This window comes from Pseudomonas putida (genome assembly GCF_025905425.1).
GTDB classification, from domain to species: domain Bacteria; phylum Pseudomonadota; class Gammaproteobacteria; order Pseudomonadales; family Pseudomonadaceae; genus Aquipseudomonas; species Aquipseudomonas putida_AF.
This window is the reverse complement of sequence record NZ_CP109603.1, coordinates 196,379-210,788: the sequence shown is the minus strand read 5'-3', so window position 1 is coordinate 210,788 and position 14,410 is coordinate 196,379. Positions and strand designations below refer to the sequence as shown.

General features: G+C 62.2%; 14 protein-coding genes. 6 read left to right on the top strand and 8 right to left on the bottom strand.

Annotated features, from left to right (window positions below; all coding sequences use genetic code 11):
• Positions 1-170 precede the first annotated feature (170 nt).
• Positions 171-899: a phosphatase PAP2 family protein gene (locus tag OGV19_RS00990; protein WP_264311718.1), complete on the top strand. Its 729-nt coding sequence runs from the start codon at positions 171-173 to the stop codon at positions 897-899.
• Between the two features lie 103 nt (positions 900-1,002).
• Here the strand turns inward: OGV19_RS00990 and groL are convergent, their stop codons facing one another.
• The 5 genes from groL to OGV19_RS00965 form a co-directional block, all read right to left on the bottom strand.
• The gene (gene groL, locus OGV19_RS00985) at positions 1,003-2,646 is read right to left on the bottom strand and encodes a chaperonin GroEL (RefSeq protein ID WP_264311717.1); all 1,644 of its coding nucleotides are present in this window, start codon (positions 2,644-2,646) and stop codon (positions 1,003-1,005) included.
• 48 nt (positions 2,647-2,694) lie between these two features.
• Complete coding sequence (locus tag OGV19_RS00980) at positions 2,695-2,988, bottom strand: co-chaperone GroES (RefSeq protein ID WP_012274036.1); 294 nt, start codon at positions 2,986-2,988, stop codon at positions 2,695-2,697.
• A gap of 248 nt (positions 2,989-3,236) precedes the next feature.
• Entirely contained in the window at positions 3,237-3,701 is a 465-nt protein-coding gene (locus OGV19_RS00975) for an FxsA family protein (RefSeq protein WP_264311716.1), read from the bottom strand.
• A 65-nt stretch (positions 3,702-3,766) separates the two neighbouring features.
• Complete coding sequence (locus OGV19_RS00970) at positions 3,767-4,498, bottom strand: HugZ family pyridoxamine 5'-phosphate oxidase (RefSeq protein WP_264311715.1); 732 nt, start codon at positions 4,496-4,498, stop codon at positions 3,767-3,769.
• 90 nt (positions 4,499-4,588) lie between these two features.
• On the bottom strand, positions 4,589-5,599 hold the full coding sequence (locus OGV19_RS00965) for a DUF481 domain-containing protein (RefSeq protein ID WP_264311714.1): 1,011 nt from the start codon (positions 5,597-5,599) through the stop codon (positions 4,589-4,591).
• 153 nt (positions 5,600-5,752) lie between these two features.
• Here OGV19_RS00965 and OGV19_RS00960 point away from each other — a divergent pair, with 153 nt between their 5' ends.
• Positions 5,753-6,106 carry an MGMT family protein gene (locus OGV19_RS00960; protein WP_264311713.1) on the top strand — a complete coding sequence of 118 codons (354 nt, stop codon included), beginning with the start codon at positions 5,753-5,755 and terminating at the stop codon, positions 6,104-6,106.
• A 43-nt stretch (positions 6,107-6,149) separates the two neighbouring features.
• Positions 6,150-7,697, top strand: coding sequence for an AmpG family muropeptide MFS transporter (locus tag OGV19_RS00955; protein ID WP_264311712.1), 1,548 nt, complete (start codon positions 6,150-6,152; stop codon positions 7,695-7,697).
• Positions 7,698-7,758: 61 nt separating this feature from the next.
• On the opposite strand, the gene OGV19_RS00950 is transcribed toward OGV19_RS00955, so the two are convergent.
• From OGV19_RS00950 to OGV19_RS00940, 3 genes are all read right to left on the bottom strand, one after another.
• Entirely contained in the window at positions 7,759-9,003 is a 1,245-nt protein-coding gene (locus tag OGV19_RS00950) for an MFS transporter (RefSeq protein WP_264311711.1), read from the bottom strand.
• A 208-nt stretch (positions 9,004-9,211) separates the two neighbouring features.
• A complete protein-coding gene (locus OGV19_RS00945) occupies positions 9,212-10,054 on the bottom strand; it encodes a mechanosensitive ion channel family protein (protein WP_264311710.1) in 843 nt (280 codons plus the stop codon).
• A gap of 113 nt (positions 10,055-10,167) precedes the next feature.
• Positions 10,168-10,653 carry a YajQ family cyclic di-GMP-binding protein gene (locus tag OGV19_RS00940; protein WP_264311709.1) on the bottom strand — a complete coding sequence of 162 codons (486 nt, stop codon included), beginning with the start codon at positions 10,651-10,653 and terminating at the stop codon, positions 10,168-10,170.
• A gap of 100 nt (positions 10,654-10,753) precedes the next feature.
• On the opposite strand from OGV19_RS00940, the gene OGV19_RS00935 reads away from it, so the two are divergent.
• From OGV19_RS00935 to OGV19_RS00925, 3 genes are read left to right on the top strand one after another with little or no spacing between them, the layout of a single operon-like run.
• On the top strand, positions 10,754-11,671 hold the full coding sequence (locus OGV19_RS00935) for a putative 2-dehydropantoate 2-reductase (protein WP_264311708.1): 918 nt from the start codon (positions 10,754-10,756) through the stop codon (positions 11,669-11,671).
• 39 nt (positions 11,672-11,710) lie between these two features.
• Positions 11,711-13,741 (top strand): HAMP domain-containing sensor histidine kinase, encoded by a 2,031-nt coding sequence (locus tag OGV19_RS00930; protein WP_264311707.1) that lies wholly within the window; start codon positions 11,711-11,713, stop codon positions 13,739-13,741.
• Between the two features lies 1 nt (position 13,742).
• Positions 13,743-14,309: a cob(I)yrinic acid a,c-diamide adenosyltransferase gene (locus tag OGV19_RS00925; RefSeq protein WP_264311706.1), complete on the top strand. Its 567-nt coding sequence runs from the start codon at positions 13,743-13,745 to the stop codon at positions 14,307-14,309.
• Positions 14,310-14,410: the final 101 nt, after the last annotated feature.

Sequence of the window (14,410 nt, the reverse complement as noted above, 5' to 3'; positions counted from 1 at the left end):
TTGTGCGGCGCTTCGCTGTGGTGCGCGGCAGGCGCAGCTTAAGGCCAATGCCTGCACTGTGCCACCCCCAGGCGAAATTCGCCGGAGTTGACAGTTTTTTCACTGATCCTTCACGGACACAGGATAGCGGCCACTCGATAATGCCCGATCTTTTTTCCCCTGGAGTCGCCATGCACGCACGTACCCGCCCTCGGCCGATCAATCTCTGGCTGTACCTGGGCATCCCGCTGGTGACGGCAGTGGCCTTGATCCTGTTAGAGCTGACATCGGTCGACATGGACGTGGCCAACCTGTTCTTCGACCCGGCCGCCGGGCAATTCATCGGGCGTCACAGCTACTTGCTGGAGAACGTACTGCATGACGGGGTCAAGCAGGTGGTGATCCTGTTGGGGCTGTTGGCACTGCTGACATTTGCCCTGAGCTTCTTCTGGGCGCGCTTGTTCGGCTGGCGCCGAGAACTGGGCTGCCTGGTGCTGGCGCTGAGTGTGTCCACGGCATTCGTCACACCGCTGAAAAAGGTCACTCAGGTGCAGTGCCCCTGGAGCCTGAGCCAGTTCGGTGGCAAGGAAACCTACAGCAAACTGCTGGAGGCACGCCCTGCCACCGACAAGCCTGGCCTGTGCTGGCCGGGGGGGCATGCCGCGACCGGTTTCTGCCTGTTCGCCTTGTTCTTCGCACTGCGCGACCGGCGCCCGCGGCTGGCCAGGGTGGCGCTGGTGGTGGCGGTGATAGCCGGTTCGGTGCTGTCGGCCGGGCGGATGATGCAGGGCGCGCACTTCTTGTCGCACAACGTGTGGACGGCGGTGTTCTGCTGGTTGATCGGGTTGGGATCGTATTATCTGGTTCTGTATCGGCGAGGGCGGGTTGGAGCGCCGGCCGTTGAGGGCAGTGTTGCCTGAGCGAGGGGCCGCTTTGCGGCCCCAATGATCGGCACCGAAGCACAAAAAAAGCCCCGGTTCTCACGAACCGGGGCTTTTTGATGGTGCAGGGGGTAAGGCTGGCTTACATCATGCCGCCCATGCCACCCATGCCGCCCATGTCTGGCATGCCGCCGCCAGCTGGAGCATCGCTCGGGGCATCAGCAATCATGGCTTCGGTGGTGATCATCAGACCGCCAATCGAAGCAGCAGCTTGCAGGGCCGAACGGGTGACCTTGGCTGGGTCCAGGATGCCCATCTCGATCATGTCGCCGTACTCACCGGTAGCAGCGTTGTAACCGAAGTTGCCCGAACCCTGCTTGACCTTGTCGGCCACAACGCTTGGCTCGTCGCCGGCGTTGGCAGTGATCTGACGCAGCGGCGATTCAACGGCGCGACGCAGCAGCGCGATACCGACGTTCTGGTCTTCGTTGTCGCCTTTGAGGTCAACGATAGCGTTCAGAGCACGCACCAGGGCAACACCACCGCCAGGCACCACGCCTTCTTCAACGGCTGCACGGGTAGCGTGCAGGGCGTCTTCAACGCGGGCTTTTTTCTCTTTCATTTCGACTTCGGTGCCAGCACCGACCTTGATCACGGCAACACCGCCAGCCAGTTTGGCCAGACGCTCTTGCAGCTTCTCACGGTCGTAGTCCGAGGAAGTCTCTTCGATCTGGGCACGGATCTGCTTGACGCGTGCCTGGATGTCGTCTTCAACGCCAGCACCGTCGATGATGGTGGTGTTTTCCTTGGACAGGATGACGCGCTTGGCGTTACCCAGGTGCTCCAGGGTAGCGGTTTCCAGGGACAGGCCGATTTCTTCGGAGATGACCTGGCCGCCGGTCAGGACAGCGATGTCCTGCAGCATGGCCTTGCGGCGGTCGCCGAAGCCTGGTGCCTTGACCGCAGCAACTTTGACGATACCGCGCATGTTGTTGACTACCAGGGTAGCCAGCGCTTCGCCTTCGACGTCTTCTGCAACGATCAGCAGTGGGCGGCCGGACTTGGCAACAGCTTCCAGTACTGGCAGCAGTTCGCGGATGTTGGAGATCTTCTTGTCGACCAGCAGCAGCAGCGGGCCATCCAGCTCGGCAACCATGGTGTCCGGCTTGTTGACGAAGTAAGGCGACAGGTAACCACGGTCGAACTGCATGCCTTCAACGACAGACAGTTCGTTTTCCAGGCCCGAGCCTTCTTCAACGGTGATCACGCCTTCTTTACCGACTTTTTCCATGGCTTCGGCGATGATTTCACCGATGGAAGTGTCGGAGTTGGCAGAGATGGTGCCAACCTGGGCAATGGCTTTCGAGTCCGAGCATGGCTTGGACAGGTTTTTCAGCTCGGCAACGACAGCGGCGGTGGCCTTGTCGATACCGCGCTTGAGGTCCATTGGGTTCATGCCGGCAGCGACGGCTTTCAGGCCTTCGTTGACGATGGCTTGAGCCAGAACGGTAGCGGTGGTGGTGCCGTCACCGGCTGCATCGTTGGCCTTGGAAGCGACTTCCTTGACCAGCTGGGCGCCCATGTTTTCGAAGGCGTCTTTCAGCTCGATTTCTTTGGCAACGGAAACGCCGTCCTTGGTGATGGTCGGTGCGCCGAAGCTCTTGGCCAGGACCACGTTGCGGCCTTTCGGGCCCAGGGTCGCTTTTACCGCGTCAGCCAGAACGTTGACGCCAACCAGCATTTTTTTACGGGCGGAATCGCCGAATTTTACGTCTTTAGCAGCCATGATCGTTTAATCCTTGAAATTCTTTGGAATAACGGGAAATCGGGGAAATCAGCCTTCGATAACGGCGAGAATCTCGTTCTCGGCCATTACCAGCAGGTCTTCGCCGTCGACTTTCACGGTGTTGCTGCCCGAGTAAGGGCCGAAAACCACTTTGTCACCCACTTTCACGGCCAGCGCGCGTACTTCGCCATTTTCCAGGATGCGACCGGTGCCGACGGCGACAACTTCGCCGCGGTTTGGTTTTTCAGCGGCCGAACCCGGCAGGACGATACCGCCAGCGGTTTTCGATTCTTCTTCGCTGCGACGGATGACTACGCGGTCATGCAGAGGACGAAGCTTCATTGTCGATCTCTCCCAAATTGTGGTTTTCATCGGCCGGTATCGACACCGGCGGGTTGATGCGGTCCGGCGTTGCCGGGGGTGGCCCGCGCGGGGCGAACCACCTGAGTTATGTCTGGTGTCGCCACCAGAAACCTTGCGGTGACCCATACATGAGGCCGCCATATGCAATTACAAGGCTTGATACGGAAATTTTTTCATTAGCGGATGAACCTGAGATAGAGCCGGGGCCGCAAAGCGGCCCCGGATTGTTACTTGTCGCGACGTTCGTACTCGCCCTCGATCACATTTGGCCGGTGGCCGGCATCACGAGGTGGCTGCGCCTGAAACGGATCGTCCTGAAACGCCCGCTGGCGCATGGCCTGCTCCTCGGCACGCTGGCGCATCTTGCGCGCGGCCAGGTGACGGGTGAACGGCAACAGGCAGATCAGGCCCAGCACATCGCTGATGAAACCCGGCAACAGCAGCAAGCCGCCACCCACCGCCAGCATCATCCCCTGGAACATGTCCTCAGCGGGCAGTTCGCCGCGCTGCAGGCTTTCACGGGCACGCAGTGCGGTGGCCAGCCCGGCCACCCGCATTACCAGCACACCCAGAGCGGAGCCAGCGATAATCAGCAGCAGCGCCGGGAAAAACCCGATGGCCGCACTGACCTTGACGAAGACAAACAGCTCCAGCACAGGAAAAAGCAGAAACAACAGTAGAAAAGCACGCATCAAAGATTCCTCGACGGAAGAGAACCTTCCAATAAGACCTCAGATGGATGCGCGTGCTCCCAATTTCAACCCTCGACTTCAGCAGCAACCGGCCACTGGTCGGCACGCGCCAGCAATACCAGGGCTTCGCGTACTTGTGTCGGCGTATTGCACGGGCTCGGGAATGGCAGCCAATGCACCGCCTGACCAATGCGCAAGTGCATGCCTTCGCTGTCGATACCGACCATTTGCGCAGGCACAGTGCCTGGCAGGTCGGTCAGTTCGACGTAGTGGGCGATGGCATTGGCGTGATCGCTGTTCATGTGCTCGATCATGCTGGCCTCGGCCTTGCCCGCGAACGGGTTGGCCAAGGTCACATGGTCAAGCCAGTGGATGGCGCCAAAGCCGCCGATGTAGCGGTGGCGCACCGGCTGCAGCACCCAGAAGTCGAAGTCGTGGGCTTTGTGGTAGTCGGCAGCGTCGGGGAAGTACCGGTAGTAGCGCTCGGCCGCAGCTTCGATGGCGGCGTCATCCACCACCTTGTGCGCTTCGGCCATCACCGTGAGGCGGCCGACCGCCTGCACATCCTCTGCTTCGCGTTCACCGACCAGCAGCGAGCACTTAGGGTCTTTTTGCAGGTTGTGGGTGTGTTGGGCGATGCGGCTGATGAGGATCAGAGGGTTGCCCTGCGCATCCAGGCAATACGGCACGACCGAGCCAAACGGGAAACCGGGCATGGACTTGGAATGGGTCGAGAGCACGCCGCGGTATTCCTTGAGCAGCAGTTCCCGGGCGGGGCGGATGGCTTTGGTACTCACGAAAGGCGCTCCTGGCAGCGGACTGAATGGGTGACAAGATAAGCATAATCACCCGCCGCTGCCACCGGTGGCTTCACCCTTGCGCCTACGTTACCAGGTCACGCCAAAGCCTGCGGTATAGCGGGTCTTGTCCAGGTCACTGTCACGTGTGCCGCTGATGATGTCCTTCTCCGCCTTGAGGTTGAGCGAGGCCCATTCAGTGACTTTGTAGCGCAGGCCAACCTCGGCATCCAGCGAGTAGTCGGCCACGTTGCCCAGCGGCTTGGCGAGTTCGCCATTGGTGAACAACTGCACGTTCTTGCCGATCAGGTAGCGGGTGTAGTCCCACTTGACCGCTGCGGAATAGAAGTTGTCCTTGGCGCCATCCTGGTATTCGAAGTCGGTACGGTTGACCAGCGAACCCAGCGAGAACGCGCCCAGTTCGTCGTCCCAGAACTGGTAGCCCGGGCCGGTACCCACAGTACGCTGGCGTGCCAGGTCTTCGATGCGGTCGCGCTTGTACTCCATGCGCCCCTGCCAGAACCATTTCTCGGTGATGAAGCGGTCCAGCGCGTACTCGGCGCTCCAGTTGTCGGTGGTGGTGACGTCGTCCTTGGTCTCGCGGTTGTATTCGCCCTCGGCGTTGTGCCGCCAGCGGCCGTGACGGGCGGTGGTCTTGAAGCTGACGTCGTAGTCGTCGGTGTCATTCTCGGCACGCTTGTAGTCCAGGGCGACATCGACATTGCCTTTCCAGACCAGGTCCTCAACCACAGGCTTGGGCTTCATGATCTGCTCGATGCTGGCCAGGTCGACGGTCTTGGGCGCCTCGCCATTGGCCAGGGTGACCTTGCCGGCTTCGGCGGCCTTCAGCGACTTGGCCCGCTCGCCGCTGTAGGCGTCCTGCTTGACCAGCATTTCCTGGTCGCTTTCCAGGGTTTGGACTTCTTTCCAGTCCAGCGCGATAGACCCGCCATAAGGGGTCTCCAGCAGCAGTTTGCCGCCGTCGAAGACTTTGATCTTGCCACTGAGGCGGTCACCGTTTTTCATCCACACGGTGTCGGCAAACGCGGGCGCGGCGCACAGGGAAGCAGCTAGCAGGCACAACAACGATCTAGAATACATAAGCGGACTATGGGTTCGATTCGACGAAAAAAGCCGGGCATTATCCAGATACCGACAACCAGAGCAAGGAAAGACCGAGCGCATGCCGTTGAGTTCAACTCTCATTTACCCCTTCCGCTGGTCCGGTTTCATCCACAGGGCACGGGGGCACTGATGTCAGAGGCATACGAGCACGCCCAGGAAACCGCAGAAGCCCGACGAACGGCGCTGTATTCGGTGCTCGGGCAAGTGCCCGAAGGCAAGGTGGTCAGCTACGGCCAGCTCGCCGAGCTGGCCGGCCTTGGCCGCGCGGCACGCTGGGTTGGCCGCACCCTCGGCCAGCTTCCCGCAGACACCCGCCTGCCCTGGCACCGCGTACTGGCTGCTGGCGGGCGCCTGAGCCTGGCATTGGGCACCCCGTCAGGCGACGAACAACGGGCGCGGTTGCGCGCAGAAGGCGTTAATGTGACCAATAATCGTGTGGATATGACGCGCCATGGCTGGCGCCCGATGGAGCACAGCGGTTAGAGTGCGCGCTTTGTTTTCGAAAACTTGAGGCAGATGTTGGCCCATGCCCCGTAAAACCTGGCGCGCTGCGCTCGCTGCCTATGCCAGCCCGTCAACCCTGGTACTTCTGCTGCTCGGCTTCGCCGCCGGCCTGCCCTACATGCTGGTGTTCTCGACCCTTTCGGTATGGCTGCGTGAAGCAGGCGTGGCCCGCGAGACCATTGGTTACGCGAGCCTGATCGGCCTGGCCTATGCCTTCAAATGGGTCTGGTCGCCATTGCTCGACCAATGGCGCCTGCCATTGCTTGGCGGCCTGGGCCGCCGCCGTTCGTGGCTGCTGCTGTCGCAGGCGCTGGTGGTGATCGGCCTGGTCGGCATGAGCCTGTGTGACCCACAGCAACACCTGTCATGGCTGATTGCCTTGGCCGTTCTCGTGGCATTTGCCTCGGCGACCCAGGACATCGCCGTCGATGCCTATCGCCTCGAAATTGCCGACGACCAGCGTCAGGCCGCACTCGCCGCCAGCTACATGGCCGGCTACCGGGTGGCGGCGCTGCTTGCCACTGCAGGCGCGCTGTTCTTCGCCGAATGGTTCGGCTCCACCGGTTTCAGCTACCTGCACAAGGCCTGGGCCGGCACGTACATCATGTTTGCCCTGTTGATGCTGCCCGCGCTCTTCACCACCCTGGTCATGCGTGAACCTTCGGTACCGCTGCGTACCCAGCTGTCGGCGGCGCGCTATGGCCTGGTGCACCAGCTGGCGTCGGTGTTCGTGCTGATCGTGCTGTTGGTGTCGGTACCTGCCAGCTTCACCCAGCTGTTCAATACCGACTGGGCCAGCGTGATCTTCGGCGACGCGACGCCACTCGACCTGCTGCTGGAAGACCGCGCCTTCCTGCGCCTGATTCTGTACGTGCTGCTGACCTGGGCCTGCCTGTCGACCATGGGCCGCCGCGGCCTTGCGCCGGTGCTGACCCCGGTCAACGACTTCATTGCCCGCTACCGCTGGCAAGCCCTGCTGCTGCTCGGGCTGATCGCCACCTATCGTATGTCGGACACGGTCATGGGGGTGATGGCCAACGTGTTCTATATCGACATGGGCTTCACCAAGGACCAGATTGCCAGCGTCAGCAAGATCTTCGGCCTGATCATGACCTTGGTCGGCGCCGGGGCCGGTGGCCTGCTGATCGTGCGCTTCGGCATCATGCCGATCCTGTTCATCGGCGGCGCGGCATCGGCGGCCACCAACATCCTGTTCCTGATGCTGGCCGACATGGGCCCGAACCTGGACATGCTGGTGGTCACCATCTCGCTGGACAACTTCAGCTCCGGCATGGCCACCTCGGCGTTCGTCGCCTACCTGTCGAGCCTGACCAACCTGAAGTTCTCTGCCACCCAGTACGCACTGCTCAGCTCGATCATGTTGCTGCTGCCACGGCTGATCGGGGGTTACTCGGGGGTCATGGTGGAGAAGTTCGGTTACCACGACTTCTTCCTGATCACTGCCCTGCTGGGTGTGCCGACGCTGATCCTGATCGCCCTGCAGTGGCGTCAGGAAGCCGGGCGCGGCAAGCCGGTGCCCGAAGAGAACCCAGCGGCCGAGCGGCCCTGAGGGTATTACGGTGCCTGTATTGGCCCTGTCGCCGGCATGCCGGCGACAGGGCCAATGAAAGCTACTGAGCCACAGCCCCTTCGCCAGACCGGCCGCCTACCACAAACCACAGCGGCCACAGCGCCAGCGCACCCGCCACACTGGCTGCCAAAGCGAAGTGCAACAAACTGGCCCCCGCCCCGATCATCGCTAGCAGCGCCCCTCCCAGGCCCAGCAAGGCAATGGTGATCATCCCCAGCATGGCCGAGACCAACCCCTTGCTTTGCTCGCTGGAGAACAGCGTCATGCGGTACAGCACGGCGTTGGCAACGCCCAGCCCCAAGGCATACAGCGACATGCCGGCAACCACGCTGGTCACGCTCGGCCAGAACCAGGTCGCCAGCACCATCAGCGACAGGCCGGCCAGGTAGGGCCAGAGTGCGCCACGTACCAGCGCCGGCAGCGGGTAACGGTCGGCAATGCGGTTGATGATCAGATTGCCGAGGATCAGCCCACCAAACACCGGCAGCTGCCACAGCGCATATTCCATCGTGCTCAGCCCTTCATCATGGATGAGCAGCACCGGCGACAGGCCAATCCAGCCAATCAAGGGCAGACCGACCAGGCCAAGGGCCGCGCTACCGGCGACAAAGCGTCGGTTGGCCAGCAATTGACCGTAGCCGGACAACAGTGGCAGCAAGTGGATCGGCGTAAACGGCAGCTTCGAACCGTCGCGGCGCTCCACGCCCAGGGTTTCTGGCATCAACCGGTACAACAGCACCCAGGCCAGCACCGCGCCGATGGCGAACGCCACGAACAGCCAGCGCCAGTCCAGCCATTGCAGCAGCAAGGTACCCACCAGTGGGCCAAGCAGCGGCGACAGCAGGGCAATGTTGGCCAACAGGGCCATCATGCGCACCGCGTCGGCTTCGCTGAAGGCCTCGTTCAGGGCCGGGTAGCTGACCGTGACCACAAAGCCCAGGCCGATGCCCTGCAACAGGCGCAGCAGGTTGAACATGCCGATGTCGTTCACCCAGAAGGTCGCCAGGCACGCCACGCCGAAGAACACACAACCGCCCAACAGCAGTGGGCGGCGGCCATAGCGATCGGCCAGTGGGCCGATCAGCCACTGCAGGACCACGCCACCGAGCAGGTACAGGTTCAGGGCGTGGGGGATGTATTCGGGGCTGGCGTTCAGGTCGCCTACTACCACGGGCATGGCCGGCATGACGGCGTCGCTGGCCAGGTAGGTGAGCAGCTCGAACAGGGCCAGGGTGAGGCCGAACAGCAGCGCTCGAAGGGGGGTGATGTACAGCAGTGGTTTCATGGCAGGTTTCGGGTAAAGGCAGGTGGGGTCAGGCTATATGCCAGAAATATCAGGGCTTGGCTGTGAACAAGTGTAATGGGGCCGGAAAAAGCTGGGGCCGCTGTGCGCCCCTTCGCGCGCAAGCCCGCCCCCACAAGTACGGTGTTATCCCTGTGGAAGCGGGCTTGCCCGCAAAGGGGCGCACAGCGGCCCCAGTTACAATGCGGTGTTATTGAGTAGCCGTTTCCTGCACCACGCGAATCACCCGCTGCGGGAACGGAATATCGATGCCCTCTGCCTTGAGCCGGTCACGGGCATGCTCATTGAGCATGAACATGACATCCCAATAGTCGGACGTCTTGGTCCAGATGCGCAGCGACACGGTAATCGAGCTGTCGCCCAGCGTCGAAATCACCGCCTGCGGTGCCGGGTCTGCCAGCACGCGCGGGTCCTGCGCAAGCTCCAGCAGCACATTACGCGCCTTCTGCAGGTCGGCTTCGTAATCCACGCCCACGTCGAACACCACCTTACGGGTCGGCTGACGGTTGGTGTTGGTGATGATGCCGTTGGACAGGCTGCCGTTGGGCATGATCACCGTCTTGTTGTCACCGGTGCGCAGCACGGTATGGAAAATCTGGATGCTGTCCACGGTGCCGCTGACACCCTGCGCTTCAATCCAGTCGCCTATGCGGAACGGGCGGAACATCAAAATCAGCACGCCACCGGCGAAGTTCGCCAGGCTGCCCTGCAACGCCAGGCCAATGGCCAGGCCAGCAGCACCGATAGCGGCAACGAAGGAGGTGGTCTCGATGCCGATCATCGACGCCACGCTGACGAGCAGCAGGATCTTCAGGATGATATTGGCCAGGGTGCTGATGAACCCCTGCAACGCCAGGTCGGCATTACGCAGGCCGACCAGCTTGCCCAGGCGTGCGCTGACCTTGTTGATGATCCACCAGCCGATGGCCAGGGTCAGCAACGCCAGGCACACACGGCTGCCGTATTCCATGATCAAAGGGACCCAGGTCTGCGATTGGCGGACCAGCTGATCGACTTCAGCGTTCAAATCCATGTTCATCTCCTGATGCCGAACGGCATGTACACGGTAAAACTGGCCGCAGCATTTGCGCGGCCATGGCCCCCATGGACATCATTGCGCCATCGAGGTTCCTGACAACGCCCGGATCAATCGCGGAAGTTGTTGAACTGCAGCGGCATGTCGAATTCCTTGGCGCGCAGGGCGGCGATCGCCTCTTGCAGGTCGTCGCGCTTCTTGCCGGTGACACGTACCTGTTCACCCTGGATGGCAGCCTGAACCTTGAGCTTGGCATCCTTGATGTGCGCAACGATCTTCTTGGCCAGCTCTTTGTCGATGCCTTCGCGGAACTTGGCTTCCTGTTTCATTTCTTTGCCGGAAGCGTAGGCATCCTTGGCTTCCAGGCATTTGACGTCGATCTTGCGCTTGACCAGGGCACCGCGCAGGATCTCGAGCATCGCTTCAAGCTGGAACTCGGCCTCGGCGGTCAGCAGCACGGTCTGATCCTTGTCCTTGAACTCGAAGCTGCCCTTGCCCTTGAGGTCATAACGGCGATCGAGTTCCTTGACGGCGTTGTCTACAGCGTTCTGCACTTCGTGCTTGTCCAGTTCCGATACCACGTCGAACGAAGGCATGGGTATTCTCCAAAAATAAAAGCGCGCTCGGCCTGAAGATGGAGCACGCTGAGTTAGACGGTTAAAATGCGGGCTCATTATAACGGGTTGCGAAACGCATATGAGCAGCACCTGGCATATTCTCGGCGCGGGTAGCCTGGGCAGCCTCTGGGCTTGCCGCCTGGCGCGCGCTGGCAAGGCGGTACGTCTGATCCTGCGCGACGAGCAGCGGCTGCAGGCCTATCAACGGGTGGGCGGCCTGACGCTGGTCGAACAGGACACGTCCAGGCACTACGCGATCCCTGCCGAAACAGCCGACGCCCACGGCCCGATCCACCGCCTGCTGGTAGCCTGCAAGGCCTATGACGCCGCGCCGGCCATCAAGCGCCTGGCGCCGCGGCTGGCCGAGGGCGCAGAGCTGGTGCTGCTGCAAAATGGCCTTGGCAGCCAGGACGAAGTCGCTGACCAGGTGCCCCATGCCCGTTGCATCTTCGCCTCCAGCACCGAAGGGGCTTTTCGCGAGGATGACTGGCAGGTGCGCTTTGCCGGTCACGGCTTCAATTGGCTGGGTGACCCACTCAAGCCCGGGATCCCGGCATGGTTCGATGACCTGCACGATGCCGGCATCCCGGCCGAATGGACCGTGGATATCCTCACCCGCCTGTGGCGCAAACTGGCGCTCAATTGCGCGATCAACCCGCTGACCGTGCTGCACGACTGTCGCAATGGCGGCCTGCTCGAGCACCTGGCTGAAGTGACCGCCCTGTGCGACGAACTGGGCGAACTGCTGCGTCGCTGTGGCCAACCCCAGGCTGCCGAAGATCTGGACGAAGAAGTACAACGGGTAATCCTCGCCACCGCCGCCAACTACTCTTCCATGTACCAGGATGTGCGCGCTGGCAGGCGTACCGAGGTCCATTACCTGCTCGGCCATGTGTGCCGCGTCGGCGAGCGTCATGGCCTGCCGTTGCCGGAACTGGAACACCTGCACCGGCGCCTGGTCGATAACCTGCAGGCACGTGGCTTGCCCAGTGCCTGACGCTGGCCCTTTCAACCGGATACGGACATTGCCTTGCCCATGACCCTGCGCCAACGCCTGGAAAACCTGCCGGTCGGGCAAAAGCTGCTGGCGGCCCTGCTGGTGCTGCTGGTGACCATCTTGCTGGTGGCCAACCTGACCTTCATCAGCGCCGCCTACTGGATCACCCAGGAAAGCATGGCGCCCCAGGCCCTGCAGACCATCGGCCGGCTGATAGCCAACCCGCAGCTGTCGGCCCGTGCAGGCGACACCCCGGAAACCGCCAACGCCCTGCTCAAGGAGCTGGACAGCTACACGCCACTGCGCGCCGCCGCCGTCTACGGTGGGGACGGCCGCATACTTGCACAACTTCAGCACGGCGAGCCGTTGGCACTGCCCAAGCGCTTTCGCAACATCGACGGCTGGCGCCTGATGGAGTTTCGCAGCACGCAGCTGATACGCATACCGCGCGATGCCAACCCGCCAGCGCACCTGCTGCTGGTGTCCAGCAGCGAGCTGCCGACAGCCTTCTACACCGGCACGCTCAGCGCCAGCCTGGGCATTCTGGTGTTCAGCATCCTGCTGTGGATTGTCGTCGCCCGGCAAATCAAGCGCTTGATCACCCAACCGATCAACCAGCTCGAAGAGCTCAGCCGCCAGGTCACCCGCGAAGAGAGCTACGCCCTGCGTGCCCGGCGCGGCAACGACGACGAGATCGGCAGCCTGGCCGAGGCGTTCAACACCATGCTCTCGCGCATCGAAGCCCGCGAGCAGCAACTCAAGCGCACCCGCGATGAATTCCAGACGGCCTATGACCAGGCCCAGGGCCTGGCCGAAGAAACCCGCCATACCAACCGCAAGCTGGAGCTGGAAGTCCAGGTGCGCAGCAAGATCGAGAAAAAACTCACGGGCTTCCAGAATTACCTCAACAGCATCATCGACTCCATGCCCTCGGCGCTGATCGCCCTCGACGAGCAACTCTATGTCACCCAGTGGAACCACGAAGCCACCATGCTCTCCGGGACGCCGCTGGACGAGGCGCTGAACCAGCCGATCTTCATCGCCTTCGAGCCGCTCAAGCCATTTTTGCCACAGCTCAAGGAAACCGTGGAGAAACACCGGGTGGCGAAGATCGAGCGGGTCACCTGGCCCAAGGACGATGACCTGCGCCACTATGCCCTGACCTTCTATCCACTGATGGGCGGGGGCGGTCGCGGCGTGGTGATCCGCATCGATGACATCACCCAGCGCCTATCCCTGGAAGAGATGATGGTGCAATCGGAAAAGATGCTCTCGGTAGGTGGCCTGGCCGCGGGCATGGCCCACGAGATCAACAACCCGCTGGGGGCCATTTTGCACAATGTGCAGAATATCCGTCGGCGCCTGTCCCCGGAGTTGCCACGCAACCAGGAGCAGGCCGAGGAGCTTGGCATCGACCTGCCCACCGTCAACCGTTACCTGGCCAGCCGCGAAGTGCCACAGCTGCTCGACGGGATTCAGCAGGCCGGTGCACGCGCTGCGAAAATCGTCACCCACATGCTCAGTTTCAGCCGCCGCAGCAATCGCCAGCTGGCGCCTTGCGACTTGCCGGCGCTGATCGACCAGGCCGTGGAAATCGCCAGCAACGATTTCGACCTGGCCATCGGCTTCGACTTCAAGGGCCAGGCGATCGTGCGCCAGTTCGACCCGCACCTCGGGCCGGTGCCGTGCACCGCCAACGAACTGGAGCAGGTGCTGCTCAACCTGCTGAAAAATGCCGCCCAGGCGATCCACCAGCGCCCGCAACCCAGCGAGCCTGGGCGCATTATCCTGCGCACGCGGCTCAACCCGCCTTGGGCCGAAATCCAGGTCGAGGACAACGGCGTGGGCATGCCCGAAGCCGTGCGCAAGCGCACCTTCGAGCCGTTCTTCACCACCAAGGAGATTGGCCAGGGCACCGGCCTTGGCCTTTCGGTCTCGTATTTCATCATCACCAACAACCACAAGGGGCAGATGGAGGTGCAGTCCACGCCCGGCCAGGGCACCTGCTTCACCCTGCGCCTGCCCCTCGGCCAGCCGGCAGCGACGGCACCGAACACCACGGAGGCATGACATGGGCTACCGCCTGTCGAAGATCTACACCCGCACTGGCGACAAAGGCGAAACCGGCCTTGGCGACGGACGCCGGGTGCCCAAGGACCACCCGCGTATCGAAGCCATTGGCGAGGTGGATAGCCTCAACAGTCAACTGGGCCTGCTGTTGGCGGGGCTGACCGAGCAGGGGCTGGCTGAGGTAAACGATGTATTGGCCCCCTGTCAGCACCGCTTGTTCGACCTCGGCGGCGAACTGGCAATGCCCAGTTACCAGGCATTGAACCTGGCCGAAGTGGAGCGCCTGGAAGCGGCAATCGACCTGTGGAACGAGGAGCTGGGGCCGTTGAAGAATTTCATCCTGCCCAGTGGTTCGGCGTTGGTGGCGCAGGCGCATGTGTGCCGTTGCCTGGCGCGCAGTGCGGAGCGACGGTGTCAGCAGCTGAATGCAGTGGAGCCGCTGGAGGGGGTGGGGTTGGCGTATATCAACCGGCTATCGGACCTGCTGTTCGTGGCGGCACGGATCATTGGGCGGCGGCAGGGGGTTGCCGAGGTGTTGTGGCAGCCAGCGCCGAAGCCTGAAGGCTGAGAGTGCCGGGGCTGCTACGCAGCCCATTCGCGGGCCGCTCCCACAGGTACTCCACAGGGTTCGAATACTGTGGGCTTCCTGTGGGAGCAACTGTCTTCTTG